The following is a 24,314-nucleotide window of genomic DNA, read 5'->3' as shown; positions in this document are numbered from 1 at the left end:
CTGTGCGATTTTTCTTGGAAATCCGGCTCGTTTGTCAATTATCCCGCAAGGTGAAAAATTTTCGGTTGCTAAAGTATTTGGCAACTGCCTAATCTCCAGCTCAGTCCTATGAAGAAACTTCTAATTGCCTCCATCGTTTTCGGTCTCGCCGCGCCGCTTGCTGCCAACGCGGACATCCAAGACCCACAGCTCGCCAAGTACGGACCTACCCGCAAGCTTTCCCGTGCCCTCGGTAACATCGCCTACGGCATCACCGAACTCCCAACCGCCATCTACACCACCCAGCGCCTCGAAGGCACCAAAGCCGCCTGGAGCGCCGGCCTCGGAGATGGCATCGTCCGCACCGTCAAGCGTGTCGGATGGGGCGCATTCGAAGTCGTGACCTTCGCCTGGCCAACCTACAAGTGCGGATGGCGCCAGCCATACAAGCGCAAGGAGATTTACTTCAACACAGGCCTCGAAGAGTTCCCACCAGAACTCGGCTTCCAGCAGGGCTCCCCATACAACCGCGCCCGCTAGACTGACTTCCCAAACAAACCGCGTCCCACATCCGGGACGCGGTTTTTTTGTCCCCTCGCCCCCACACGCCGCCCACCTTGGATCCGCGCGCACCTCGACTTCGCTCTTGCAACCTCCGCTGCATGCAGCACATTCCACACTACCATGTCCGACTTCCAGCTCCCCATCCGTCCACGCACCATCAGCAAGCGCCGCCGCATCGCCGTGGTCGCGTCTCGCTTCAACTCTGCGTTCACCGATGCTCTGGTCGAGACCTGTTGCAAAGTCCTCACCGAAGAAGGAGGTGACGTCACCATCGACCTCCACCACGTCCCGGGCGCATTTGAAATCCCAGTCGCCGTCGAAGCCGTCGCGCGCCACAGCCAGGTCGATGCCGTCATCGCCCTCGGCGTGATCCTGCGCGGCAGCACCCAGCACGGCGACCTCATCGCCGAGAGCGTCACCAACGCCCTCCAAACCACCGCCAACACCCACCTCGTGCCCGTCATCCACGAAGTGCTCCTCGTTAACAACGAAGAGCAAGCCGCCGAGCGTACCATGGGCGATAAACTCAACCGCGGCCGCGAAGCCGCACGTGCCGCTCTCCAAACCATCGAGACCATGGCCAAAATCACCAAGAGCGCTCCAAGCGCGAGCCTCTAACTCAACCCGCGCAGACCCCCGTCTCACCAACCACCACTCACATTATGGGCAAACGACGCGAAGGCCGCGAAGCCGCACTCCAGTACCTCTTCTCAAACGAACTCAACACCGTTGAGGACGAAGCACAGCGCAACCAATTCTGGGAACTGCGCCGCGCCAAACCAACCGTCCGCGCATTCGCTGAAGAACTCATCCTCGGCGCATCCGCCAACCTGGAGCAGATCGACAAGTTGATCGACGAAGCCACCCCTGGCTACGACCTCACCCGCATCACCTCGGTCGATAAGAACATCCTGCGCATCGCCACCTTCGAGCTGCTCAAGCTCCCGGACGTCCCACAGCCCGTCGTCATCAACGAAGCCATCGAAATGGCCAAGCGATTCTCCAGCGACGACTCAAGCCGCTTCGTCAATGGCGTCCTCGACGCCATCCGCAAACACATCCCATCCACCGAAGCCGACGCCTAACCCCTCACCCGAGCGTCCTCACTGCCTCTCCAGTTTCAAATCTCCAATTTCGGATCCCCGATCTCAAATCTCCCATGGGTCTCTTTTCCCGCATCGTCAACACCTTCAAACGCAGCCCAAAAGTCGATTGGGATGAACTCGAAGAACTCCTCGTCACCAGCGACATCGGCATTCGCCTGGCGATGGAGATCGTAGACGACCTGCGCGACAAAGGCCGCAAGATCGATGCAGATGACGTCATCGCGGAATGCCGCAAGGTCGTCATGGAGCGCCTGCCGGATTCCACCAAGCCTCTTCCCCTCCCCACCTCTGACGGACCGCGCGTGATCCTCGTCGTCGGCGTCAACGGCACTGGCAAAACCACATCGTGCGCCAAGCTCGGCCACTACCTCCAGAGCAAAGGCCACAGCGTCGTCCTCGCCGCAGCCGATACCTTCCGCGCCGCCGCCGTCGAACAACTCGAGACCTGGGCCCAACGCCTCAACCTACCAATGGTCAAAGGCGCACCAAACGCAGACCCATCGTCAGTCTGCTTCGACGCCTACCAGTCCGCCAAAGCCCGCGGCGCCGACTACCTCATCTGCGACACCGCAGGCCGACTCCACAACCGCAACAACCTCATGGCGGAACTCTCGAAGATCCGCCGCACCCTCGGCAAAACCGACAACACATCCCCTCACGAGGTGATCCTCGTCGTCGATGCCACCACTGGCGGCAACGCCGTCCAGCAGGCCAAGGAGTTCCACAAAGCCACCGAACTCACCGGACTCATCGTCACCAAGCTCGACGGATCCGGCAAAGGCGGCTGCGTCGTCGCCATCCAAAACGAGCTCGACATCCCGACCCGTTTCATCGGCACCGGCGAACAAGCCAAAGACTTCGCCCCATTCGACGCCAGCCAATACGTCGAAGAACTCATGTAGCAAAAGGCGGGAACCCCGCCCCGCCGCCCGCCAACTCAATCTGGCAAACGAAAGCCTTGCACTCGCCGCAATCCACGCTTTAATGCGGGCGCAAGTCATCCACGGCGCTGTGGTGAAATTGGTAAACACAAGCGACTTAAAATCGCTCGGCCTCGGTCTTGCGGGTTCAAGTCCCGCCAGCGCCACTTGCTCTTTCTAGGGCCCGTCCGCCCCACACCGTGCCCCCCCCCTGCGGACAAGTCCCTATCGGCGACCACTCACGTTCGCTTTTCAGGATCCGCAGATTGCGCCGATTCCGCAGAGTTGAATCAGGTGAACACCGCGCAAAAACCACCACCTTGGCAGGACATCCGGGCTACATGCTGAGCCTCGGAGCCCAACTCTCGTCGACATTGTCGAAAAGCTCATCTAGGTTGGCCCCGAACCCATGAACCCATCTCAAATCAAAAACATCTTCTGGGACGTCGATGGCGTCTTGGCAGATCTTAACTACGCGTACTTTCACTTTCTGACGGGGCATCCGAACTATCGGGAACGGTATGCGGACATGAAGTGGGAGCAATTGCCTGAGGTGTTGCCTATTGTGCCAGAGTATGGGGCGCTGGAGTTGAAGACCCACCCGGAGCTGGGCAAGGAAATGGACCACGACTTCTGTGCCGACCAGTCGTTCTTCCGCAACCGCCCGCTCTACCCGGGCGTGATCGAGACGCTGAAGCGGCTGAATGCATTGGGTTACCGACAGTTTACGATGTCGGCAACCTTTGATGTGGAAGCCAAGACGGCGTATTTGAACGACATCCTGGCACCGGTGACGGACTTTCTGACAATCGAATGTGTCCAGCATGGCGAGTTCATGCACGACACCGCGAAGATCGACCGTCTGCGCGAGTGTTATCAGAAGTATGGGCTGAAGCCGGAGGAAACGATCTTGGTCGATGACCGGATCTACAATCAGTATGCGGCGATTGAATCGGGCGCCCACCCGGTGCGGCTGCGCTGTGAGTTCACCAGCGACCTGCCGGAGGAACTTGCCTGGATCCCTGAGTTCAAGAACGTGCAAGAGGTGGCGGATTGGTTGGTGGGGTGAGGGTACTCACGCGGAGACGCCAAGGCGCAGAGAATTTTAGCCTCACGCAAAGCCCCGACGGTCCAAAGGAGGGACAGGAAGCCGCGAACACCCCGTGGTTCGGAGTCTCACGTAGAGGCTTTGGGCGATCCGCAGGTTGCGCCGATTACTCAGATTGGAATTATGGTGGTTTTGCTGAGAGAGCACCGCTGACGATTGCGCTAAATCATGCCGTTCATATAAATCCTGTCCAAAACCAGCATTCGCGCAGGACTCCGGCCTTCCCGTAAATTGCCGGCTGCCATCTCCGCAGGCTCCGATCCAGTCAAAAAAGAGAGCGCGCGGCTGCGCCGGTTCATTAGGTCAACCTCAAGAGTGAGGTTGGTCCATCATCGCTCGTTTTCGTGGCTTTTTGTGGTTTTTGGTGGCCATCGCTCCCGGCTACGCCTGGAATCGAAAGCAGTGATGCTCACTGCACTCCCACACGGGCAGAGCCGCAGACGCTTGGGCTGAATCATGTCGTTCATGTAAATCCTGTCCAAAAAAACAGCACCAGCCCCCTGCCCTTTTCAGGGCTCTGAAGTTCCTGGGATTTTCCGTTGCCAATGGGGGCGGGCATTGGTGATGCTGCGGGCGCTTACTGCCTTGCCATCTGCCATGACCCAATCCAGCGACTCCGAGTCTCCGTCACGCGACACGATCAAACCGCAACCGCGCGGGATCGATCGTCCGCAAACGCCGGGCATCCCGGCCCGTCCGATCGACGCGCCCCGTTCGTCGACGCAGTACGCGCCAATTGAACCGGAGCGCAGCAAGGCTCCACTGACTCCGCAGTCGACCACCGCCAGCGCGCATGCAGCGCCGGACGTGAATGATGCCGAGGAAGCCGACGACGAAGTTGCCGCCCCGCGCACCCCGTGGTCGCTACGCGAAAAGCTGACGGCGATCGTAATTGTTGCCGTGATCGTGCTTTGTGGTGGGATGTTAGCGCCGGGATGGTTTGCTCCGGGCACTGCCGAGCCCCGCATTATCGATGAGCCGGAATTGCCACTCCAACACGGCCAACTCACTCTCACCGCCGCGAGCGCCGACTGGGCGACACTCGATGAGAACGGGAAGCCCAACTGGGAGCCGAGCCTTCAGCTGGAAGTCGCACCGGGCTCGTCCGGTGTGCTGCGTGTCTTTTTCTACGATGTGAATGGCCGCCAAAAGGGGGACACACTGAACCTCGTGGTCCGCGACGGCGCGTTTACCGAGACCGGTAACGCACAGCTCACCACTCGCTCTACCGCTGGAATCGACAGCATGCTGGTGATTAAAGACGTCCAGGTGCGCGGCGATGAGTTCTGGTCGGTGCGCGTGATGAGCGGTCCGTCCACCCGTGCGGGGATTGATGAGTTCACCGAGATGACGCATCTGCGCATCCCTTGGGACATCCAACCTGCGGCTACCAAGTGATCTTTGCCAAATCGGGGCAATGATCGCGGTGGCAAAAAGCACGACATCTGGCATAGTGCCGCCATTGAGTCCGCCGCCGACCGCTGGCGGCCCGAATTCCCATCCATTTTCGAATTACCGCCATGTCCAGACCATCAGCATCCAACGACACACCGGCCCCGATTGGCAACGCCGACCTGATCCCACGCGAGGGATGGTGCGTGCTCCACGTTTTCTACCGTATCGAGCACTCGCAGTGGTCGCTTTTCAGCCCTGAAGAGAAGATCGAAGCACTGACTGACTTCACCGAGCTCATTCAGGAGATCCGCTCCGAGAAGGACACTCACGTGCTCACCTTCAGCATGGTTTCGCCGAAGGCAGACATCGGCTTGATGATTCTTTGCCCAGGGCTTCACCAGCTCAACGCGATCGAAAAGCGCATCGGCACGGCACTGGGCGCCGACGTGCTCCAGCCGGTCTACAGCTACCTCTCGATGACCGAGGGCAGCGAGTACACGACCACCGACGAGCAGTACGCCGAGACGTTGAAGAACGAGCGCGGACTGGATCCGGAGTCGGACGAGTTCGCCACCGAGATGGAGACATTTAAAACGCGCATGGCCCACTACCTCCAGCACCGCCTCTACCCTGTGCTGCCGGACTGGCCGATCATGTGCTTCTACCCAATGAGCAAGCGCCGCAGCGGCGAGGACAACTGGTACTCGCTCGACTTTGCCGCGCGCAAGAAGCTCATGGGTGGCCACCAGCGCACCGGCATGAGCTACAAGGGGCGCATCCTTCAGTTGATCACCGGGTCCACCGGACTCGACGACCACGAATGGGGTGTCACCCTCCTGGCGCACGACATGATCGACATCAAATCGATCGTCTACGAGATGCGTTTCGACGAAGTGAGCGCCCGCTACGGTGAGTTCGGCGAGTTCTTCATCGGCCTCCAGCTGCCGTTGGATCAATTGTTCACCCGGGTTGGCTTGCGCGCCTAATTCTGGTTCGACTCAATCGTTTCACCTCCGATCCGATCACTTGTCATGACCCCACTGACCATTGCCGACCGCACGTTCTCGTCCCGCCTGATGTTGGGCACGGGCAAGTTTCCGTCCAATGAGTCGATGCGCGACGCGCTCGATGCCTCGGGCACGGAAATTGTCACGGTGGCCCTGCGCCGCGCCGACCTCACCGGCGGCAACGACCCATTTGCCAACATCCTCGACTTCATCGACCCCGAGCGCTACCTGCTGCTGCCGAACACAAGCGGCGCCATGAACGCTGAGGAAGCCGTGCGTCTGGCGCGCCTCGCCGCCACTGCCGGAATGCCGAAGTGGGTGAAACTCGAGATCCACCCGGACCCTCGCTATTTGCTCCCCGACCCGATCGAGACGCTCAAAGCAGCGCGCACGCTCGTGGACGAAGGGTTCACCGTGTTGCCATACATCAACGCCGACCCGGTGCTGGCAAAGCATTTGGAAGAAGCCGGCTGCGCGACCGTGATGCCTCTCGGTGCGCCGATTGGAACCAACCGCGGAATCGAAACCCGCCGCCAGATCGAGATCATCATCGAACAAGCCAACGTGCCGGTCGTCGTCGACGCCGGGATCGGTGTACCAAGCCACGCCGCCGAAGCGATGGAAATGGGCGCCGACGCCGTGCTCGTCAACACAGCCATCGCCGTGGCGGACAACCCGGTCGCCATGGCCAATGCCTTCCGCCTCGGCGTGGAGGCGGGACGCACCGCCTTCGAGGCCGGCCAAGGCAGCCAGCTCACCGAAGCGAGCGCGACCAGTCCGCTCACTGCGTTCTTGAACTCATAATGAGCCCACTCCCCCGCCGGGCCCACGCATGACTCCATTTTTCAAAAAGCTGCTGACCACCAACTGGCTGATGCTCGCTACGATCATCGGTCTGTGGGTGTTCGGCCTGCATGCCATCCGCATTGCGGTGGAGAGCAACCCATCGGAGGCGATCCAAAACACGTGGCGCTCGCAGATGCACTACGGGCTGGTCGGCATCGCAGTCTACCTCGGCGTCAGCATGGTCGACTACCGTTGGCTGCGCTGGGTGGCCGCGCCGGCCTATCTAGTATCGGTGGGGCTGTTGGTTGCGGCTTTGCTTTTTGGTCAGGAGATCAACAATACAAAAGGCTGGCTGGCAATTGGCGGCTTCAAGTTCCAGCCGTCGCAGCTCGCCATCGCGGGCTGCGTGGTGGCAGCCTCGGTAACATTCTCCGAGCTGCGCAAGCTCCATCCGTTCTTCAAGAACCATTTCCTCAATTTGACCCTGCTCGGGGTGCTCACCGGCATCCCGTTCCTGCTCGTTCTGTTGCAGGGCGACGTCGGCTCGGCGTTGGTCTGGATCCCGGTGGCGGCGGCCATTGGCATCGTTGCGCGGATTCCGTTCCGCCATCTCGTCATGGTGGCATTGCTCGCTCTGATCGCGATCCCGCCATTCTACTTCTTCGCGCTCAACGACGCCCGTCGCTCGCGGATCGAGGTCTTCCTGGCGATGGCTCAGGATAAACCGGTCGACATCCGCAACGAAGGCTACTCGGCCCACAACATCTCGATGGCCGTGGGATCCGGCGGCTGGTCCGGCTTTGAAAACAACGCCACCAAAGCCACCGAAGCCGAACAGGTGCTCGACCCCGCATTGCGCGAATCGCGTATCGACGAACGCCTCACCTCCGTCCACGAACAAGGACTCATCTCGCTCAATGCCGCCCACTCCGACTTCATCTTCGCGGTGATCGCCGAGCGCTATGGTTTTGTCGGCTCGACCTTGCTCATCCTCGCATTCGCCTTGCTGCTTTTGCAGATTCTAGTGACCGCGTTCTGGAGCAGGGATGCGATTGGCCGCATTCTCTGTGCGGCGGTAGCGCTGCTGCTATTCGCCCACGTTTTCCAGAATATCGGCATGACTTTGCTCATCATGCCAATCACCGGTATCCCCTTGCCATTCATCAGTCATGGGGGCACGTTCCTGCTAACTCTCTTCGGCCTGCTCGGACTCGTCCAAAGCGTCTGGGTTCACCGCGATATCGAACCCGACGACAAGGAAGCAGCCGAGCGTGAACGATTGATCCGCAAAACCCGATCGCGCCTCCACCCGGAGCTCTAAGATCCGGCGCCCGTCCCCTCCCCCCGCACGATTCCTCAAACCCACGATGTCTTTCTCTGAAGCATTCCGCAACGAAGCCGCCCTGCGCAACCAACCGCGAGTCCGTAAGTTCGCCTCGCTCGTCGCCCCGGTCGATGCCGCCGGGCTCGAGCAAATGGCCGGCGAATCGATGCGCCTGACCCAGCGCCACTTCGGCAAGGCAATCCGACTTTTCGCGCCGCTCTACGTTTCCAACGAGTGCATCAACAACTGCCGCTACTGTGGCTTCTCGCGCGACAATCCAATCCTGCGCGTGACACTCGGCATCGACCACGTCGTGCGCGAGGCCAAGCATTTGGCGGCCCGTGGGTTCCGCAGCGTGCTACTCGTCGCTGGCGAGCACCCTAAATTCGTCGACGAAGGCTACCTGCAGGAATGCATCCGTGCGATCCGTGGGTTTATCCCAACCGTCGCCATCGAAGTCGGGCCAATGGCAGACCATCAGTATTCCCAGATCGTCGAAGCCGGCGGCGAGGGACTGGTCGTCTACCAGGAAACCTATAACCGGGAAACCTACGAGTATCTCCACACGGCCGGACCGAAGAAGAACTTCGACTGGCGCCTGGACTGCCCGGAACGTGCATACGCCGGTGGCTTCCGCCGCATTGGCGTGGGGGCTTTGTTCGGGCTCTCGGAATGGCGCGAGGAAGCCATCCGCCTGGCGATGCACCTCGACTACCTCTCCCGCAAATGCTGGAAGGCAAACTTCACCATCTCGTTCCCTCGCCTGCGCCCACACGCCGGAGAGGACAGCTTCCAGCCAAATCCAGACTTCACGTTGGACGACCGTGCGCTGGTCCAGCTGGTGTGTGCGTTCCGCCTCTGCTTCCCGGAAGTCGGCATCGTGCTCTCCACCCGTGAGCCCGCCGCCCTGCGCGACGCAATGATCCCACTAGGCGTGACTTCGATGTCGGCTGGGGTTTGCACCGATCCGGGCGGGTACACCGGCCAGGCTGCCGATGACCTGCACCTCACCGTCAAAGGACGACGGGTGGAACTCGAAGCGAAGCAGAAGTCGGAGTGCTCGCGCGCGACCGAGCAGTTCGGCATTGCCGACGAACGCAGCGCCGAGGAAGTCGCCGCAGCCGTGCGCGACGCCGGCTACGAGCCTGTCTGGAAAGACTGGGACGAGGCCATCCTCAACGAGAACCCAGCCCACCTCGTCAACGTCTAACCCCAATTGCCGCCTACCATGACGCTCACCATCAACGGCAACGACACCACTTTCGGCGACAACGCACCAGCCACCGTCACCGACCTGCTCAAGCACCTCGGCCTCGAGGGCAAACCGGTACTCGTCGAGCACAACGGCACCGCCCTGTTCCCGCGCGAGTTCCCCACGACCAACCTCACCACCAGCGACCGACTGGAACTCATCCAAGTCGCCGCAGGCGGGTAAAAGACGGCTGATCACTCAAAATCAGCCGCCTGATCTATCGTGTTATAGACAGAATCGGAGCCTACTGAGATGGCCGCAGAAGGCTACGAAAAGCCACGAAAACGAGTATCGATGGAGCAACCTCACTCTTGAGGTTGACCTAATGAACCGGCGCAGCCGCACACTCTCTTTTTAGACAGGATTTCCATGAGGAACATGATTCTGCGCAGGCGCGTGCGGACGCAGCCCGTTTGGGAGTGCAGTGAGTATCACTGCTTTCGATTCCAGGCGGAGCCGGCAGTGATCGCCACAGAGACCACGAGAAGCCACGAAAAGGGCTAAAGCCTCAACCACCGCCATCTCTTCCTTCGGGATCGCCGGGTCTTTGCGTGAGGCACGGGGAAAGTAGAGATCAGAAATGGAAAATCGGAAATAAAGTCAACGGCTACGCCGGATCGTTCGGCTTGCCGACCTGGAGATCGGCGTTCCAATCGCGCCCCGTCACGTAGAGAGCTTCAGACCACGTGGTGCAGTACCTCACCCAAAACACCAAAATTCAAATCTGCGCAATCTGCGGATCCCCCCAAAAGCCTCCACGAGAGATGATGAACTCGCCCCCCGACTACGCATGATGAGCCTCTGCGTCTTAGCGTCTCTGCGTGAGTATCTCCCGCGCACCACATCGCGAATTCAGGGCATAAAAATGGCTCCTGAGGTAGGGTTCGAACCTACGACCTAGTGGTTAACAGCCACCCGCTCTACCGCTGAGCTACTCAGGAACATTGAAAATGTTTGCATCGCGACTGAAACCAGCCGGGCAAATATGATGAAAACCAAGTGTTGAAGCCAACTTTCAGCCGATCGTACAAGGGGCATAAAAAATGGCTCCTGAGGTAGGGTTCGAACCTACGACCTAGTGGTTAACAGCCACCCGCTCTACCGCTGAGCTACTCAGGAACCTTGGATATTCCCAACATCGAACTCGCGTTCGCTGCCGGGACTTGGAAGATGTCGAGATTCGCACCCTTTTCAAGAAGAAATTCACCAGAATTCGGAAAAATCCGGCTCCCTGGAACGACATCAGCCGCGTCAATCCACTGAACCTCAAGCGCTCCGAACAGATCAAAATCAGATAAAAAATCATCCTCACCGATGGTCCAGCCGCACCTTGGGTTGTCACAGCGGAAGGTCTCCTCAGCACGCCATAAAGAAAAGGCACAAGATTCGGACAACTGACGCTTGTTTGATTGTTCCGGATATGATGGAAATGCGAAGTTCACCACTCGCGCGGGCGACCATGGAATCGCATTACCGCCCGCCCGGTGAAATTATTCCAAATTTTTTATCCTGTCGCCGTGGTCGGCGACGTTCCTGTTCACTCACCCCAGTCATTCACTTTCACTCACCTGCTTGTGTCCGAAGAATCCGTTCAATCCCCAGCATCGCCAGAAACCGCATCCTCGCTTGCGGCAACCGCTATCACAGACGCCTCACTCCAAGACGACGATGTCGCCGCCATTGATGACCTGCAGGCGATTTACCGGGACCTCAAAACTCAGATCGGCAAAGTCATCATCGGCCAGGAAGATGTGGTCGAACTGCTGGCGATTTCGATTTTCTCCCGCGGCCACTCGTTGCTGATGGGTGTACCAGGCCTGGCAAAAACGCTCCTGGTGAGCACGCTGGCGGAAACAATGTCGCTCTCGTTCAGCCGCATTCAGTTCACTCCGGACCTGATGCCGATGGACATTACCGGCACCGATATTCTTCAGGACAGCGGCAGCGGCGGAAAGCGTGAGTTCGAGTTCATCAAAGGACCGATCTTCGCCAACATCGTGCTCGCCGACGAAATCAACCGTGCCCCGGCCAAGACCCAGGCCGCATTGCTCGAAGCGATGCAGGAGCGCCGCGTCACCGTGGTGGGCAAGACATTCCAGCTCGACCAGCCGTTCTTCGTGTTGGCGACCCAGAACCCGGTGGAACAAGAAGGAACCTATCCACTGCCGGAAGCCCAGCTCGACCGCTTCATGTTCTTGATCGAAGTGGGCTATCCAACCCACGAGGACGAAGTACGCATCGCCCGTGAGACCACCGGCTCAGCATTGGCGGAAATCGGCCACGTCCTCACCGGCGAAAAGCTGATGAAGTTCCAATCGCTGGTGCGCCGCGTTCCAGTTCCTGACCACCTTTACGAATTTGTCGTGCGTCTCGTGCGCAAGACCCGCCCGAACGAAGCTTCCGCACCGCAGTGGCTCAAGAACTTCGTTGCCTGGGGTGCCGGTCCACGTGCGATCCAGTACATTATCATCGCCGCCAAGACCCGCGCCGCCCTCAAGGGCAGCTACATGGTGCGCATGGAGGACGTGGAGGAAGTCGCCAAGCCGGTACTCGTTCACCGCGTGCTGACCAACTTCGCTGCCGAAAGCGAAGGCATGACCAGCCTCAAGGTGGTCGAGCGATTGATCGAAGAGACCCGCGAGCGATAACCCAACGCCCCACCCCACCGAGCAATCGTGGCAGAATCCTCCTCATCGAAACACTCGTTTTTCGACCCATCAGTGGTCGGGAAACTGGGTGCGCTTCCGCTCTTCGCCCGCGGCCCTATGTTGGGTACCGTTGCCGGGCGTCACAAAAGCCCGCACCGGGGATCGAGTGTGGAGTTCGCCGAGTACCGCAAATACGTACCCGGCGACGACACCCGGCGTCTCGACTGGCGGGCCTACGCGCGCAGCGACCGCTTCTACATCAAAGAATTCGAAGCGGAAACCAACCTACGCGCCTACCTGGTGGTCGACACCAGTGGCTCGATGGCATTTTCCAGCGGCGACGGCATGACCAAGCTCGACTACGCCAAACGTCTGGCATCGTCGATTGCCTACCTGACGTTGCAAGGCGGCGACGCGATCGGGATGACCCGTTGTAACGAAGCGGGCAACCTGTCGCTCCCGGCCCGGCGCAATCCGTCGCACCTCGAAGCCATCTTCGACGTGCTGGCAGACTCCGAGCCAAGTGGCACGACCAGCCTCGCCGAGACGCTGCACGAAGTAGCGGAAAAAGTGCGTCAGCGCGCGTTGATCATCATCATCTCCGACTTCTTCTGCCCGCCCAACGAGCTCAAGGACGCGCTGCAGCACTTGCACTTCAACAAGCACGACATCGCAACCTTCCACCTGCTCGATCCGCTCGAGCTCGGGTTTGAGTTCGACCGCCCACAACGCTTCGTCGACTTGGAAGGCAACGAAACCATCATCGCCGACCCCAACTCCATCGCCGACCGCTACCACGCAGCGCTCAACCAATACCTCGAGCAGACGCGCAAGAACTGCCACGACTGTAACGCGGATTACCAACGGGTGGTCACCAACACCCCGTACGATGAAGTATTGACCAAGTTCCTCACCGCCCGCTTGCCGAAGAAGCGCTGAGCCGAGCCCGACTCCTCCCACCCCATTTTCCCGACTTTATGAACTTCCTCCAACCGCTGATCCTCGGAGCGCTGGTCTTTGCGGCGATTCCTGTGATCATCCATTTGATCAACAAGCGGCGTCACCGCACGATCCAATGGGCGGCGATGATGTTTTTGATCCAGGCGAGCCGCGAATCCCGCGGCAAACGCAAACTGCGCAACATTCTGATTCTGACCTGCAGGGTACTGGCACTGGCAGCGCTGGTGGCCGCGATCGCGCGCCCGATTGCCGGTGGCATTCTGGGCTGGGCGGGAAGCAGCCAGCCGGACACCATCGTGCTGCTCTTTGACCGCTCACCGAGCATGGAGCTGGTGCAATATGCGGACGGCCCGAGCAAGCGCAGCATGGCAATCTCGCGCATCAGCAAGTCGATCCGCCAATTTGCCGACGGTGCAAAGGTTGTGCTGATCGACAGCGCAACGATGACACCAGTCACCGTCTCGGGCACCGCCCGACTGGAGGACCTTCCGCAAACCCAGGCATCGGACCGTGTTGCGGACATCCCCGCCATGCTTTCCGCCGCTCACGGCTGGATCGCCAGCGCAAAACCGGACAACGCGGAAATCTGGGTGGTCTCGGATATGCAAGCCAGCAACTGGCATCAGGACGCCGGTATCTGGAGCGCGCTCGATGATTCATTCCAATCGCTCAAGACTTCGGTACCGATCCGCGTCCTCGCTCTTACCAGTGAGTCCACCAACGGCGCCCCGAACGCATCGGTTGCCGTAACCCGCACGCAGCGCCACCACAACACACTGACGCTGGACCTGGAAGTCACCAACCACGGCAGCGACACTATTGAACTGCCTCTCTTCACCAGCATCGGCGAGGGCTCGCCATCGCAGCAGTCGCTGCGCGTTGCACCGGGTACCACATCCGTCCGCAAACGCATCGATCTCGACGCATCGACCACCGAAGCAGGTTGGGGCAAGGTCTCGCTGCCCGTCGATACCAACCCACGCGACAACCACGCCTGGTTCACCTTCCCTGACACCACGCCGCTGCGCAGTGTCGTCGTCGCGGAGCCCGGCACCGTCGGCAAGCGTCTCATCCTCGCCGCCGCACCGAAATCGCTCACCACCCGCGAAGCCGAACAACTCGCACCAGACCAATGGCAACGCATCGACTGGGACACCACCAGCCTCGTCATCTGGCAAGCACCGGTGCCCGCGGATCCCGCCTTCCACACCACCATCGGACGCTTCGTCCAGCGTGGTGGTCAGCTTGCGGTTTTCCCAACCACAAATGACGACACCTCCGCGGCGAACGACCTGATGGGCATCCGTTTTGCCGCAAGCGAAGCCGCACCGGCAGACCAGCAATTCATGATCAGCGAGTGGATCCAGGAGTCCGGCTGGTTCGCCAACTTTGAGGATGGCAGCAAGCCCGTGCTCGACCAGCTGATCGTCATTCGCCGCGCACCGGTATCCTTTGAAGGAGCCACGGTGGCCGCCAACTTCGCCGACGGCCAGCCATTTGCGCTGACCAAACGCGTCGGGCTCGGTGCGGTCACAGCATTCACCACGCTGCCGGACGACCGCTGGTCGGACCTACTGCGCCGCAATGTTTTGTTCCCAGCCGTGCAGCGCATGATCGTGGACGGGTCGATCAAAGTGGGAGGCAGCCGCTTGATGCACGTGGGTGAGAGGCTTCCGGGCGCAGTCGACACCGCGTGGTCGCCCCTCGCCACCACCAGTGAATCGGCCGTTTCTGCCAAGGAATCCGCTGGTGTTTTCACAGATCCGGAGAACCGCTATCTCGTCGCGCTCAACATCGCCCCGACTGAGTCGGCCATCGCCCAACTCGACAGCGATCAAGTCCGAGCCCTGCTGGAAAATACGAAGATCCGCGTGTTCGAAGAACGCGTGAACCGCGAAGACAACATTGCCACACCAATCTGGCGCGCATTCGCCGTCTGCGTCCTCGTATTCCTCCTCACCGAAGGCATTCTCAGCCTTCCGCCCTCCCCCCGCCAATCCCAGACCGCCCCAATGGGCTGATCTTTCCGCAACTCTCCCCTAATGACCGAATTCGCATTCGCCTCCGGATCCACTCTAAAGATCATCGCCGCCTGCGTGATGGTTGCATTCTTGGTGGTCGCCTGGCTGAGCTGGGCCCGCTCGGGCAAGTCGCGCCGCACATTGATCACTGAAGCCCTGCGCTTGTTGGTCGCGGCTCTCGCCTGCATCACCCTGCTCCAGCCGGAACTGCGCACCACCGACCAGCCCACCACCAAGCCGACCATCGCCGTGCTCGTCGATGAATCAGGTAGCATGGACACACTCGACGTCGCAGCATTGGACGCCGAGCAAAACCGCACCGTCACCAGCCGCCGTGCGTTCGTCGAAACCGTCCGCGAAGACCGCTTCTGGAACGATCTGGAGTCAGACAACAATCTCGTCTTCGAACCATTCTCCGCCGTCCCTCAGGACAATGCCGCCGAATCCACCGCCGGTACCAACCTCAACTCGGCGCTGAAGGATACCGCCGAACGCCACTCCAACCTGCGCGCGGTCGTGGTCCTCAGTGATGGCGATTGGAACGAGGGGGGCGACCCAATCCAAGGTGCGGCCGGCCTGGCTGCACAAGGCGTTCCCGTCTTCGGCGTTGGCGTTGGCGCACCGAACCGGCTGCCGGATCTCGACGTCATCTCAGTTTCCGCCCCGGCTTTCGGCGTGGTGGGTGACAAGATGCAGATCAACTTCACCATCCGCAACTCAATGAGCACCGCCGTGACCACGGTGGTGACACTTAACGCGGAGAACCAACCTCCGGTGACCAAGAGCATCACTCTCCCCGCTCTGCGCGAAACCTCCGGATCTCTTTTCTGGACCCCGAGCCGCGAGGGAGATACCACACTCGCGCTCGACGTCCCGGTTCAAGAAGGCGAACTCATCACCGAGAACAACCGCCGCCTGGTTCAAGTCTCCGCCCGTAAGGAAACCATCAAAGTGCTGGTGATCGATTCCTACCCGCGCTGGGAATACCGCTTCATCCGCAACGCCCTCTACCGCGATCCGGGCGTTGAAGTGAACAGCATCCTGCTCAATGGAGAAAAAGGTGTGGTCACCGGCGGAGCAGGCTACCTCGATAAGTTTCCGTCCGACCTCAAGGACCTTTCCACCTACGACGTCGTGTTCCTCGGCGATGTCGGCGTGAACCCAGACCAGCTCACTGAAGAACAGGCCACGCTGCTCAAACAACTCGTGGAGCAGCAGGCCAGCGGGCTCGTGCTGATCCCCGGCCGCCGTGGTAACCAAGCCTCGCTCATGGACACACCACTGGCGTCGCTGATCCCCGTCGTGCTGGAAGACAACCGCGACCAAGGCGTCGCCGCAGCCGACGCCTCCAACCTTGCCCTCACCTCCGGTGGACGCCAGAACCTGCTCACGATGCTGGTTCGCGACGAACGCACCAACCCGGATGTCTGGAAAAACCTGCCCGGCTTCTTCTGGCACGCCCCCGTGATCAAAGCCAAGGCCGGAGCGGACGTGCTTGCCGTGCACTCGACCACCAAAAACGACCACGGCCGCTTGCCGATGCTGGTCACCACAACCGCCGGCACAGGCAAGGTACTCTACCTCGGGATCGACAGTGCGTGGCGCTGGCGCAAGGGCGTGGAAGACCTCTATCACTACCGCTTCTGGGGCCAGGTCGCCCGCTGGATGTCCTACCAGCGGAAGATGGCGGAAGGCGAGTCGCTGCGTCTTTTCATGAACCCGGCCAATCCGGAGCCAGGCACTACACTGACGCTGAATGCCAACGCCTACGATGCCAATGGCGTGCCATTGACCCGCGGCGAGGTGATTGTCGACGTTACCGCTCCGAATGGTGCCGTGCGACGCATTGAAATGACTCCGTCCGCAGGTGGGTTCGGCGCGTTTTTCTCCACCCTCAGGCTCGACGAACCCGGTGAGCACACCTTCACCGCATCGACGCCATCCACCGGCGAGTCGGTGACCACTACCGTCCATGTTCAGGGCGGCAACCGCGAACAACCAGGCCAACCTGCCCGCCCCGATGTTCTCGATCAAATCTCACGCATCACCGGCGGCAGCGTCGCCGCTCCTGAAGAACTGCCTGCACTGATCCGCGAACTCGGCCAATTGAAGCCGAAACCACCGGTCGTGCGCACCACGGCCCTTCAGTTCACCTGGTGGTGGCTCGCACTTTTCATCGTCTGCGCCAGTGGCTTCTGGATCGCCCGCAAGTGGGATGGCAAGATTTAATTGCAGCAGAGGCAACACGCACGACTCCCTGAACAACAAAAACTTGAAGCAATTACCAACCTCCACCCGCCTCGAATATTCCTCAAATTTTAGTAAAACCAAGTTGCGCGAAGCTTGGAGCTGAAGTAAACAAAGGCCCGCTCGCGAGAGCGGACCACGCAAAATTTTCCCACGCTCGGGTGGCGGAATTGGTAGACGCGCATGACTAAGGATCATGTGGGGCGACCCGTGGGGGTTCGAGTCCCCCCTCGAGCATTTTTCTGAGCCGTTGGCCGCGAAAGCGACCAACGGCTCATTTGCTTTCCAGCCCAACCTCTGCATCGTTCCAGCATGATCGACCTGCCCACACCGTCCAAGAAGATCACCCTCGTCTGCCGCATTCTGGCAGTCGTCCTTCTGCTGCCCGCCCTCATCCCATTGCAGATTGGTGTCTGGGCGTACAGCCACTCGATGGACTTCCTCGCCACCGGCAAACGCACGGAAGCCGAGATCGTGCGCGTGATCGAGCGCCCATCCGAATCCGGACTCGATCTCACACTTTTCACACCTGTCATCCGCTTCACCGACGAATCAGGTACCGCCCATGAATTCGAGGCTACCCTCAAGACCGACAACCCATCCTACGAGGTCGACGAAAAGGTCCAGATCATCTACCAGCCAGATGAACCAAATCGCTGGAAGTTCGACGCCTGGCCGATCCACTGGGGCTTGGCAACCGTGAACCTGGTCATCTTCGCAGTGGTCTTGGTGACCGCCATGGGAATGTGGATCGCAGGACCACGCCTGATTACCTGGATGCAAATCAACGCAAAGCGCTGATTTTCCAGAATCCCTTCAATTTGCAAAAAGAGCTGATCCTCAAGGCATCGCAAAGCACAGCCTTCAAACACAGCACGGCCCAACGCATTTATTCTGCGACGAATCCGTAAAAGTAAGTTGCGCGGATCAGACTGCTGAAGTAAATAATGACGCGCTCGCAAGAGCACACCACGCAAAATTTTCCCACGCTCGGGTGGCGGAATTGGTAGACGCGCATGACTAAGGATCATGTGGGGCGACCCGTGGGGGTTCGAGTCCCCCCTCGAGCATTTTTCTGAGCCGTTGGCCGCGAAAGCGACCAGCGGCTCTTTTGCGTTCCAGCCCGTATACCACTCAGCTACCAGCTTCGAGCGCTGCTCCTTCCCGCACGTGCACCTCGCGCTGCGGAAATGGAATACTAATGCCCTCGCGATCGAACGCCTCTTTCACCTGGCGCGTCAGATCCCAGTACACCGTCCAGTAATCCACCGTCTTGGTCCAAGGACGACAGTACAGGTTCACCGACGAATCCCCCAACGCCCCCACCACGATCGCGATCTCTTTGTCAGGCAACACCAACTCATGCGCCGACGCCACAGTCCGCAATACCTCGGTCGCCTTCTCAATGTCGTCTCCATAACCGATACCAAACACCAAATCGACGCGCCGCAGGTCCTTGCCGGTGAAATTCTGGATGGTCTCCCCCCACGCCTTTTTGTTCGGAATCACCAACTCCGTGTTGTCCACGGTCAGCAAGGTGGTCGACACCAAGCTCATCCGCTCAACCTTTCCCGTGACTCCCGCCACCGTCACGAAGTCATCCTCATCGAATGGACGATAAACCATGATCATCAGCCCACTGGCGAAATTGGCCAACGTCTCCTGCAACGCGAAACCGATAATGAAGCCACCCGCCCCCATCGCCGCCAGCAGCGGAGCAATCCCCACCCCGAGGATACTCAGCGCCAACAACACACCCAGAGCCAAAACCAGCCAGCCGATGGTCCGGTCGACAAACTTGCGCAGCATCACCGAGGTTCCACGGAACCCCTTGAGGCGTCCGACCACAATCCGCCGGATGATTTTTGAGATCAGCCAAAACACAAGCACCACCACCAACGCAGCTACCAGCTTGCGCACTAGCAGCATCCCACCATCATCCGACACCAGCCACTCCCGCCAACTCTGAACCATTGACTTCATCCGGACCTCGGAATCGACGTCGTTCTTCGCGTCCATCACCGCGTTCAAATAGGCCTCGGTTTCAGCCACATCGCCTCCCTTCTCCCGCAACGACTCCATCACAACCCGCAGACGCTTGGCCAGAGCAAACTCCCGCGCCCCCATCTCCGCGAGCCTCTCCTTCAACTGCACGAGCTCCGGAGCATCCGGCCCTGCCGCCTGTGCCTTCAAGGCAGACAGCTGCAACGCCTCGCGACTCGATTGATCCAACTGCTCACGCAGCCTTCCCAGCCAGTGCTTGAGCTTCTCCTCCAGCTCATCTTTGGAAAGCGGGCGCAGCTCAACGCGCAACCGCTCGACCGACACCAATGCCGGATCCACAGCAGCCGGCACCTCGGCCTCCGCCGGACCTTGCCGGCCGCCAGCCTGCGCCAGGGCATCACCTTGCTCGACAGCTCCGGCATGAGCCGCCAACCCCACACCTACCAACAACGAAATCCTATAAAACCACTTCATACCGCCTCCCCACTACGCACGAGGGCAGGCGGATGGACGGGGTAATACCATTTGAACGGTCAAGTTGGCGGAATGGCGGAGAGCTTTTTCGAGTGAGGCAAGGCGCGAACCGCGATGCTAGCGGGCTACCTGAGCTGTGAGCAACGCAGCATCACTCAAAAAGATCCCGCTAAGATCACTTTCTTCATCTCTGATCCTACTCACTCAATCCCCATCGGTTCCGACAAGGTGACCGTTTAAATGGTATAATTTCCCGTTAGAAACAAATCACTGCCAACCGCCGGCTCCGTAGACCCTGGCGTCTTCCTCGATGCGCTCTAACGCACGCTTGCGCTGCTTGACACCGGTGCCATCCGGCATCTTCGCGCCCTGTGTATAGATCCGCGCATACCCCTTCTCGACCAGCACCTCGTGCAACCAACGCTTTTGCCCGTCGAACTCGACCTCGACAAACGCGAAATAACGCCCCGAATCAAACACAGGCTCCCATTTGGTCAGCACAGAGAACTCGCCATTCTTGCGCAGCAGACCGAGCACAAATGCCTTGGCCTCTTTACCCAGCTCCACGGCCTCGTCGTCATCCGCCATCTTGAAATACTTGGCCTGATGACCGATGCGCTCACCGTTGTGCTTATGCCGGTAGGACTCGGGCGTATCGACGTAATACAGCCGGATCTCATGTTCCTGACCGTCCTGGGTTTGAATATGGAAGCTGTCGCCGTCGTTGCGCCGATGCTCGACCAAGCGACAACTCTGCAGCACGTCGTAATCCCCCTTACGGGACGCACTGGACGAAACACCGCCAGGATTAATCGACACGGTCGACGACGAAGCAACCATGCCCGCCTCCTTTGAGGTAAAGAGCATCTGCCCCAGCACCATGACCGCAACGACCACCAATGCGACACCGCTACCCCACCCGACCTTCGACGATGATTTTCTATATCCCGACATGCTAGCTCCTACTGAGTATTGGTTGAACGCGTACTCCTAGCCGAAGTACGGCGGCTCGTTTCCTTTGATCCATTTGATGTTACATCCAGTGCTCGGCATCTGATTCTCTTTCGGCTCCATGCCCAGCAACACGCGGTCGATCGCGTCGCGCAGATCCGCACCGGTCACCTCGGCATCGGTCTTTGCCCAGCGCGCCGGACGCGAGTCATCAAACTGCCCGCAATAAACCAGCTGGCCATTGCCATCGGTGAGGAAAAAGTCCGGCGTGCACGCCGCCGCCCACGCCCGCGCCACGCTTTGATCCTCATCAAACAAATAAGGGAAATTCCAGCCGTGCGCCTCGGCGAACTCGACCATCTTTTCCGGAGCGTCATCCGGATAGTTCTCCACGTCGTTGGAGTTGATGGCGAAAAACGCAATCCTGCCGGAATACTCGTTGGCCAGTTCTGCTATCGCGTCGGCGAGGTGCACGACAAACGGACAGTGATTACAAACAAACATCACCACCGCAGGCAGACAGGCGCGCGATTCAAATGCAACCGACGACCCAGTCGCCGGTGACGGCAGGTCGAAGCCAGGAACGGAGTCCCCAATTTTCAGAATACGTGTCGATGGTGTTTCAGCCATAATGTCAGAGAGTTTGGATCAAATCAGAAAGTGCCTCCGTTTAACGCATGGCAGCATGAACTAGGCGAGGAAATTCTCCACAACGCGCACGGCGCCGCGATGAACTTGCTATCATCCGCCCGATAGCGCGAACCCGAGCGCCCGCCCCATCAAGCGCCGCACGTCGCGCCGGCTCACCTTGACCCGCGCCTCCAACGCCGACCAATCCGCCTGCTCGAGCTTCTCCAAAGTTTCCTGCGCCAGCAATGCCGGAAGCACCGCGGTGAACCGCAAACGCACACCACGTAGCGCAGCCGCATACTCGATGCCCGAGTTCACCCAGCGCCGGCACTGCCTGCGCCATGGCTCGGCCGCCGCCCACATTGCCGCAGGATCGTCTGGAGAAACCCCGGCATCCCGTTGCCAATCCGCCGGCAAATAACAACGACCATTCGCCAAGTCCTCCGGCAGATCGCGCAGAATGTTGATCATCTGCAACCCCTGGCCAAACTCCACACCGAGCGCCACCTGCTGCGACACGTCGCCGCGTATGCACTTCGCTCCCACACACTCCACTAATATCTCGGTCCAGAACCTCCCGACACAACCTGCCACCTGGTAAGTGTAGCGCTCGAGTGCCGCCGCATCCGCCAGCGACGTGACGTCGCAACCTGAAGCGTTCATCTCGAACGTCTGGATATCGCCGGACTGACCGCTGACAATCTCCTCGATCACCCGCTGGATGATCACTTGCTCCTCCGCCGGACTCGCAGCGTACGCAGCCAGCAATGCATCCCATTGACGCAACAACGCAGCTTCCCCCTCGTGATCGATTCCATCCGCAATTGCCGCCAACTCGCCCGCAAGAGCGCCGCACGTACGACCAGCAACCGCCTGCCCCATGCGCTCTAACACATTAAGCCGCACCGCAGCATCGGTAGACGCCACATCGGCCACTGTGTCGGTCGCACGCGCCAAGAGATAAGCCAAGGACACCGGACGCCGCACAGGGCCAGGCAAAAAGCGGATACTCAGGTAGAAGGACCGGCTCACGGACTTGAGCAACGGCAACCACCCGCGATCGGACCGGGACTGATGAGCATTGGACATCCTCCAACGCCTAGCGCACATTGCGCCGAATGCCAGACATTCCTCACATCAATCCAGCACCCACAGCGCCCGTCACCACCGACGCGTCGCTGCAGCACCTCTACGTGCACATTCCATTCTGTCACAAGATCTGCCCGTACTGCTCGTTCTACAAGCACACGCCAGGCAACACGGACATGGCGGCATTTGTCGAGGCATTGGCAACCGAACTCGAGACGCGCGCCTCTCAGTTCACCCTGGCCCCTAAAACAATCTACTTCGGCGGCGGCACGCCGAGTCTACTCTCACGCACCCACCTGTCGCGGCTTTTCGAGCGCATGCACGACATCCTCGACCTCAGCGCGCTCCAAGAATGGACATTTGAAGCCAACCCACGCACGTTCACTCCGGAGAAACTCCAGTTGATGCGCGACGCCGGAGTGAGCCGCGTCAGCCTCGGCGTGCAATCGTGGCGCCCGGAGCAGCTCAAAGTACTCGGCCGCGACCACAGCCCGGACGAAGCCCGCACCGCATACGAGCAATTGCGAGCCGCCGACTTCCCAACGGTGAATGTCGACCTCATGTTCGCCCACCCGGGGCAGGCTCTGGAGCACTGGCGCGACGATTTGGAGCAAACCATCGCTCTCGCGCCGGACCACATTTCCACCTACAACCTGACCTACGAGGAGGATACCGAGTTCTTCGACAAGTTCAGTAAAGGCGAGTTCCACCAGGATGCCGACGACGATGCTCCATTCTTCGAACTGATGGTCGAGCGCCTCGGCGCCGCCGGATTCGACAACTACGAGATCTCCAACCACGCCCGCCCCGGTCACCGCTCACAACACAACGCCGCCTACTGGGCTGGCGCCGACTTCCTCGGCATCGGTCCTGGCGCCGTCTCCACCATCGGCCGCACCCGCTGGACCAACCTGCCGGACACCGCCAAATTCATCGAGTCGATGCAATTTCGCCGCGCCGCGGAAACCGATATCGAGCCCCTCAGCGAATCCGCCTGGATCATGGAACGCGTCGCGCTGGAACTGCGCACCGACACCGGCCTCGCCCTCACCCGCCTCAGCAACTTGGAAGGCGCCGACCAACGCGTCGATGCCATGCTCGAAGCCGGCCACGTCACGCAAAAGGGCCAATCCCTCGTCCTCACCCGCAGCGGCAAACTCCTGGCAGACGAAGTCGCCGCCTACCTGCTCGGCTAGTGGCAGACTAAAAACTGCCGGCTGAACACTGGCAAACTAACCTACACTTCCGGCGTCATCGTGCCGGCGAGTGGTGCGTTGTCTGGGAACGTGGCCTGACAGGTAAGGCGGATGCCACCGCGCGAGCCAAAGCTGCCGCGCACGACCATTTGCTTCGGCTCACAGGCCGCCACGAGGTCGGTGAGGATGCGGTTGACCACCTCCTCATTGAAAGCCGCATGGTTGCGGAAGGACGAAAGGTAGAACTTGAGCGACTTGGTCTCGACGCAGATCTCGTTCGGAATGTAGCGGATCTGAATGCGCGCCGTATCAGGCTGGCCGGTCACCGGGCACAGCGAGGTGAACTCGGGGCAGTCGAAGTGGATCCAGTATTCGCGCTCTGGCGTGTGGTTGGCGAAGGTCTCGAGCTTGGCATCATCCGGCGACTGCGGAAGCACGTTTTCCGAGCGGCCAAGCAGCCCGAGGCCGCGGCGGTTTTCGTTCGATGGTTCCTGCGTTGTCATAGATGAATGATGGCTGAGATGATGTGATCAGGGCACAAAAAAACCGGAAAAATGGTGGAGCATAGCGGATTCGAACCGCTGACCCCTTGCATGCCATGCAAGTGCTCTACCAACTGAGCTAATGCCCCATTTTTCCGGTAGTCACCTTCG

At 59.9% G+C, this 24,314-nt stretch carries 23 protein-coding genes and 6 tRNA genes; 20 read left to right on the top strand and 9 right to left on the bottom strand.

Annotation, left to right across the window (positions count from 1 at the left end; genetic code table 11):
• The first annotated feature begins 108 nt into the window (after window positions 1-108).
• The 12 genes from G3M56_RS07820 (at window position 109) to thiS (ending at window position 9,624) form a co-directional block, all read left to right on the top strand.
• Window positions 109-519 carry an exosortase system-associated protein, TIGR04073 family gene (locus tag G3M56_RS07820; protein ID WP_164361778.1) on the top strand — a complete coding sequence of 137 codons (411 nt, stop codon included), beginning with the start codon at window positions 109-111 and terminating at the stop codon, window positions 517-519.
• A 144-nt stretch (window positions 520-663) separates the two neighbouring features.
• Window positions 664-1,161, top strand: a complete 498-nt coding sequence (ribH, locus tag G3M56_RS07815) for a 6,7-dimethyl-8-ribityllumazine synthase (RefSeq protein ID WP_164361776.1) — start codon at window positions 664-666, stop codon at window positions 1,159-1,161.
• 44 nt (window positions 1,162-1,205) lie between these two features.
• The gene (nusB, locus tag G3M56_RS07810; protein WP_164361774.1) at window positions 1,206-1,628 is read left to right on the top strand and encodes a transcription antitermination factor NusB; all 423 of its coding nucleotides are present in this window, start codon (window positions 1,206-1,208) and stop codon (window positions 1,626-1,628) included.
• Window positions 1,629-1,702: 74 nt separating this feature from the next.
• Window positions 1,703-2,551, top strand: a complete 849-nt coding sequence (ftsY, locus tag G3M56_RS07805; RefSeq protein ID WP_164361772.1) for a signal recognition particle-docking protein FtsY — start codon at window positions 1,703-1,705, stop codon at window positions 2,549-2,551.
• A gap of 103 nt (window positions 2,552-2,654) precedes the next feature.
• Window positions 2,655-2,736, top strand: a tRNA-Leu gene (locus tag G3M56_RS07800).
• Between the two features lie 242 nt (window positions 2,737-2,978).
• Window positions 2,979-3,638, top strand: coding sequence for an HAD family hydrolase (locus G3M56_RS07795; protein WP_164361770.1), 660 nt, complete (start codon window positions 2,979-2,981; stop codon window positions 3,636-3,638).
• Window positions 3,639-4,274: 636 nt separating this feature from the next.
• A complete protein-coding gene (locus tag G3M56_RS07790; RefSeq protein ID WP_164361769.1) occupies window positions 4,275-5,075 on the top strand; it encodes a hypothetical protein in 801 nt (266 codons plus the stop codon).
• Between the two features lie 122 nt (window positions 5,076-5,197).
• Window positions 5,198-6,058 (top strand): hydrogen peroxide-dependent heme synthase, encoded by an 861-nt coding sequence (hemQ, locus tag G3M56_RS07785; RefSeq protein WP_164361767.1) that lies wholly within the window; start codon window positions 5,198-5,200, stop codon window positions 6,056-6,058.
• A gap of 45 nt (window positions 6,059-6,103) precedes the next feature.
• Window positions 6,104-6,883 carry a thiazole synthase gene (locus G3M56_RS07780; RefSeq protein WP_164361765.1) on the top strand — a complete coding sequence of 260 codons (780 nt, stop codon included), beginning with the start codon at window positions 6,104-6,106 and terminating at the stop codon, window positions 6,881-6,883.
• Window positions 6,884-6,911: 28 nt separating this feature from the next.
• Window positions 6,912-8,186, top strand: a complete 1,275-nt coding sequence (locus G3M56_RS07775; RefSeq protein WP_164361763.1) for an FtsW/RodA/SpoVE family cell cycle protein — start codon at window positions 6,912-6,914, stop codon at window positions 8,184-8,186.
• A gap of 46 nt (window positions 8,187-8,232) precedes the next feature.
• Window positions 8,233-9,399 (top strand): 2-iminoacetate synthase ThiH, encoded by a 1,167-nt coding sequence (gene thiH / locus G3M56_RS07770; protein WP_164361761.1) that lies wholly within the window; start codon window positions 8,233-8,235, stop codon window positions 9,397-9,399.
• Window positions 9,400-9,417: 18 nt separating this feature from the next.
• The gene (gene thiS, locus G3M56_RS07765) at window positions 9,418-9,624 is read left to right on the top strand and encodes a sulfur carrier protein ThiS (protein ID WP_164361759.1); all 207 of its coding nucleotides are present in this window, start codon (window positions 9,418-9,420) and stop codon (window positions 9,622-9,624) included.
• Window positions 9,625-10,307: 683 nt separating this feature from the next.
• On the opposite strand, the gene G3M56_RS07760 is transcribed toward thiS, so the two are convergent.
• The 3 genes from G3M56_RS07760 to G3M56_RS07750 form a co-directional block, all read right to left on the bottom strand.
• Window positions 10,308-10,382 (bottom strand) — tRNA-Asn (locus tag G3M56_RS07760).
• 103 nt (window positions 10,383-10,485) lie between these two features.
• Window positions 10,486-10,560: transfer RNA gene (locus tag G3M56_RS07755), tRNA-Asn, on the bottom strand.
• Window positions 10,551-10,883, bottom strand: a complete 333-nt coding sequence (locus G3M56_RS07750) for a hypothetical protein (RefSeq protein WP_164361757.1) — start codon at window positions 10,881-10,883, stop codon at window positions 10,551-10,553. The genes G3M56_RS07755 and G3M56_RS07750 overlap by 10 nt, the downstream gene beginning before the upstream one ends.
• Window positions 10,884-11,081: 198 nt before the next feature.
• On the opposite strand from G3M56_RS07750, the gene G3M56_RS07745 reads away from it, so the two are divergent.
• From G3M56_RS07745 to G3M56_RS07715, 7 genes are all read left to right on the top strand, one after another.
• Window positions 11,082-12,089: an AAA family ATPase gene (locus G3M56_RS07745; RefSeq protein ID WP_164362030.1), complete on the top strand. Its 1,008-nt coding sequence runs from the start codon at window positions 11,082-11,084 to the stop codon at window positions 12,087-12,089.
• 24 nt (window positions 12,090-12,113) lie between these two features.
• Window positions 12,114-13,028 (top strand): DUF58 domain-containing protein, encoded by a 915-nt coding sequence (locus G3M56_RS07740; RefSeq protein WP_343231069.1) that lies wholly within the window; start codon window positions 12,114-12,116, stop codon window positions 13,026-13,028.
• Between the two features lie 38 nt (window positions 13,029-13,066).
• Window positions 13,067-15,070 carry a BatA domain-containing protein gene (locus G3M56_RS07735; RefSeq protein ID WP_164361755.1) on the top strand — a complete coding sequence of 668 codons (2,004 nt, stop codon included), beginning with the start codon at window positions 13,067-13,069 and terminating at the stop codon, window positions 15,068-15,070.
• A 21-nt stretch (window positions 15,071-15,091) separates the two neighbouring features.
• A complete protein-coding gene (locus G3M56_RS07730; RefSeq protein ID WP_164361753.1) occupies window positions 15,092-17,299 on the top strand; it encodes a VWA domain-containing protein in 2,208 nt (735 codons plus the stop codon).
• A 173-nt stretch (window positions 17,300-17,472) separates the two neighbouring features.
• Window positions 17,473-17,554: transfer RNA gene (locus tag G3M56_RS07725), tRNA-Leu, on the top strand.
• 75 nt (window positions 17,555-17,629) lie between these two features.
• Entirely contained in the window at window positions 17,630-18,118 is a 489-nt protein-coding gene (locus G3M56_RS07720) for a DUF3592 domain-containing protein (protein ID WP_164361751.1), read from the top strand.
• Between the two features lie 187 nt (window positions 18,119-18,305).
• Window positions 18,306-18,387, top strand: a tRNA-Leu gene (locus G3M56_RS07715).
• 64 nt (window positions 18,388-18,451) lie between these two features.
• Here the strand turns inward: G3M56_RS07715 and G3M56_RS07710 are convergent.
• The 4 genes from G3M56_RS07710 to G3M56_RS07695 all read right to left on the bottom strand — a co-directional run bounded on the left by G3M56_RS07710 (window position 18,452) and on the right by G3M56_RS07695 (window position 22,408).
• Entirely contained in the window at window positions 18,452-19,795 is a 1,344-nt protein-coding gene (locus G3M56_RS07710) for a mechanosensitive ion channel domain-containing protein (protein ID WP_164361750.1), read from the bottom strand.
• A 267-nt stretch (window positions 19,796-20,062) separates the two neighbouring features.
• Entirely contained in the window at window positions 20,063-20,749 is a 687-nt protein-coding gene (locus G3M56_RS07705; RefSeq protein WP_164361747.1) for a thermonuclease family protein, read from the bottom strand.
• Between the two features lie 36 nt (window positions 20,750-20,785).
• Window positions 20,786-21,376, bottom strand: coding sequence for a thioredoxin family protein (locus G3M56_RS07700; RefSeq protein ID WP_164361745.1), 591 nt, complete (start codon window positions 21,374-21,376; stop codon window positions 20,786-20,788).
• A 111-nt stretch (window positions 21,377-21,487) separates the two neighbouring features.
• A complete protein-coding gene (locus tag G3M56_RS07695) occupies window positions 21,488-22,408 on the bottom strand; it encodes a phytoene/squalene synthase family protein (RefSeq protein ID WP_164361743.1) in 921 nt (306 codons plus the stop codon).
• An 86-nt stretch (window positions 22,409-22,494) separates the two neighbouring features.
• Between G3M56_RS07695 and hemW the strand changes: the two genes are divergently transcribed.
• Window positions 22,495-23,661, top strand: coding sequence for a radical SAM family heme chaperone HemW (hemW, locus tag G3M56_RS07690; protein WP_164361741.1), 1,167 nt, complete (start codon window positions 22,495-22,497; stop codon window positions 23,659-23,661).
• Window positions 23,662-23,702: 41 nt separating this feature from the next.
• On the opposite strand, the gene queF is transcribed toward hemW, so the two are convergent.
• Window positions 23,703-24,164 (bottom strand): preQ(1) synthase, encoded by a 462-nt coding sequence (gene queF, locus G3M56_RS07685; protein WP_164361739.1) that lies wholly within the window; start codon window positions 24,162-24,164, stop codon window positions 23,703-23,705.
• Window positions 24,165-24,216: 52 nt separating this feature from the next.
• A tRNA-Ala gene (locus G3M56_RS07680) sits at window positions 24,217-24,292 on the bottom strand.
• Between the last annotated feature and the right edge of the window lie 22 nt (window positions 24,293-24,314).

Origin of the sequence: Sulfuriroseicoccus oceanibius, from assembly GCF_010681825.2 — a bacterium.
Classification (GTDB): domain Bacteria; phylum Verrucomicrobiota; class Verrucomicrobiia; order Verrucomicrobiales; family SLCJ01; genus Sulfuriroseicoccus; species Sulfuriroseicoccus oceanibius.
This window is presented reverse-complemented; position numbering and strand designations above follow the sequence as displayed.